Origin of the sequence: Terriglobus sp. YAF25, assembly GCF_052113305.1 — a bacterium.
Taxonomy (GTDB): domain Bacteria; phylum Acidobacteriota; class Terriglobia; order Terriglobales; family Acidobacteriaceae; genus Terriglobus.
Genome location: NZ_JBFRCY010000663.1, coordinates 1 through 2,616 on the forward strand (window position 1 = coordinate 1; position 2,616 = coordinate 2,616).

Below are 2,616 nucleotides of genomic sequence, written 5' to 3' on the forward strand. Positions count from 1 at the left end.
GTTGTGTGAACCTTTGTTATAGATAGTTCATCCAGGACATCACAGAAAAGTCCAAATAGCTGTTTGCAAGAACGCCGAGGCGCATCTGGCCGCATTCCTTTCTCTTTTCGGCGTGCCCGGCATAGTCTCTTTCGTCGTTTTTGACTTCTGTACCTGCGAAGTACTGCTGGCTTTTCCTGTAGTCGTACGAGTCGTCCGTAACCAGAAAACGAGCCGTTCCACAGCCACTCTGCTGCACGTTTAACACATTCTGGAGGCATTACATGTCGTCATTTGGACGTAGACGCTACCCGTCTATCTCTATCTCCCTGTCGTTGCTGTTGCTGTTTGGAGTTATGTTCCTGCAGTCCGCGTCGGCGCAGACCATTAACGCAACGCTTACAGGGCACGTAGAAGACTCACAAGGTGCCGCGATCGCTGGAGCCACCATAACCGTAAAAAACACGGGCACGGGCGCCGCGCGCTCAACGCCTTCGGATGCGAATGGTCTTTACACCGTCACCAACCTGCAACCCGGCGCTTACGAGGTCACCGTAACGATGTCGGGATTTACGACGAAAACCATGACTGGAATCAAGCTGAATGTCGGCGATACCCATGAATTGCCCGTCTCGCTTACGGTCGGCGGAGTGAATGACACAGTCAACGTCGAGGCAGCCGAACCGTTACTGCAGACACAGACCTCTTCCAACGGCATCCTCGTTGATAACAAGCAGGTCACCGAACTTCCGCTTGCCAACCGGCAGTTCTATGCCCTTGCACTGCTGTCGCCAGGTACCTACCAGCCTGCCCAGAACTCAACGCTCGGCTTCCGCGGCGGCATCAACGTCGCTGGGGCCTCGGAAATCTCCAACCAGTTCACCCTCAACGGAATCTTCGACAACGACATGGGCGTTGCACAGCCTTCGTTCCGTCCTTCTGTTGAAGTCATCCAGGAATTCCGCGTTTTGACCGGAGTCTATGCCGCAGAGTATGGCCGTATGTCTGGCGGTCAGGCTGTAATCATTACCAAGTCTGGAACGAATGCGTTGCACGGATCGGCATACGAGTTTATCCGGAATGAGATTACTGACGCAAAGCCGTACTTTACGGCTGCCGGAGCCAAGAAGCCATCGTTCAAACAGAACACCTTTGGCGCCACGGCCGGCGGTCCCATCTGGAAAGATCGCACGTTCTTTTTCTTCGGCTATGAGGGGCAGCGTATTCGGCGGGCAGTGACCGCGCAGGCGACGGTCCCTACAACAGATATGCTGACGAGCGGTATCTTTCAAACCGGATCGACGCTCTACGACCCGAGTACAGGAAAGGCTCTGACTCCTTTGCCAGGAACGAGCGGCAGCTTGTCCTCATACAACCTCTCCACTCAGCTTCCAACACTCTGGAACTCAGCGGCAGCTCAGGCGGGACAATTGGTCGCCCGAATGGGCTATCCTACGCCGTCGATTGGGACCGCCGCAGGCAAGGCGCCGAGCAATAACTACAACTTCCAGGAAACCCGTGTCGAGAACATGGACGAATACTCGTTGAGAATCGACCACAAGCTCACAGAAAAAGACAACATCTTCGGCTCCTGGAATTTTTTCAAAGACCCGGCATTCGAACCCTCAAACTCTCTTTGTTCTTCTTACGTCGTTCCCAAATTCGGCTGCTACACGAACCAGATTTCGACACTCGTCAATGTCACATATGACCGCGTCGTCACCGCAAATTTATTCAATGATCTGCGACTCGGGTTCCAGCGCCTGCAGCAACCCCGCGTCCAGGAAGACAGTACCGCGATAGGCTCATCCTATTCTGGACTTCCGGGAGGTCCTTACTTTACGCAGGCGGGGTATGCCAATAACCAGGGCCTTCCCAATACAGCCGTTTCCGGATACTCCACGATCGGTGGCGCGACCAACCTCCCACAAAACCGGTGGGACAACCACTATCAGCTGGTCGACAGTCTTAGCTGGATTCATGGCGCCCACTCCTTCAAGTTTGGGGCGGACTGGCTGTGGGCTAATTCCGTCAATGTAATCACCAGTTCCGGACGCGGTGCTCTGACCTTCAACGATGCCACGTTGAAGTCAAACAACAAGAGTGTCAGCGGTTTCACCGGCGACTCCATGGCTGATCTGTTGCTTGGTTTGCCGTTGAGCACAAGCATCGGAACAACCGCAGGAACTGTTTACCTGAACTTCCGTAGCACTCACCTATTTGTCCAGGACGACTGGAAGCTATCTCCTACCTTGACTCTGAATCTGGGGCTACGCTGGGAGCTTGATGCGCCCGTCTACTCGCCACATAATACTGTCTCGCGGTTCGATCTGAGTGCAGGACGCTTTAGTCAGGCAGGTGTGGGAGGTTTTACCCACCTCTATAACTACGATTGGAATAACTTCGCCCCGCGTGTTGGATTTTCATGGCAGCCTCGTGGCCATGAGACCACTGTTCTCAAGGGTGGTTTTGGCGTCTTCTACAACGCACCCCTGCTCTACAACCAGTTTCTCAATACAGGAACACAGTACCCTCTTCGCCTAGTACCGACCTATACCTCAAAGCAAACCGTTGCGACCAATGTCACGCTGGCGAACCCTTTCCCCAGCGGAGGTCTTGATTTCTGCGGGATTGGAC

At 54.1% G+C, this 2,616-nt stretch carries 1 protein-coding gene; it reads left to right on the forward strand.

Translation table 11 applies throughout. The features are described from left to right. Nucleotides 1-335: 335 nt before the first annotated feature. Nucleotides 336-2,616: TonB-dependent receptor domain-containing protein (locus AB4043_RS21980; protein ID WP_442308092.1), on the forward strand; the 2,281-nt coding region annotated here is incomplete at its 3' end.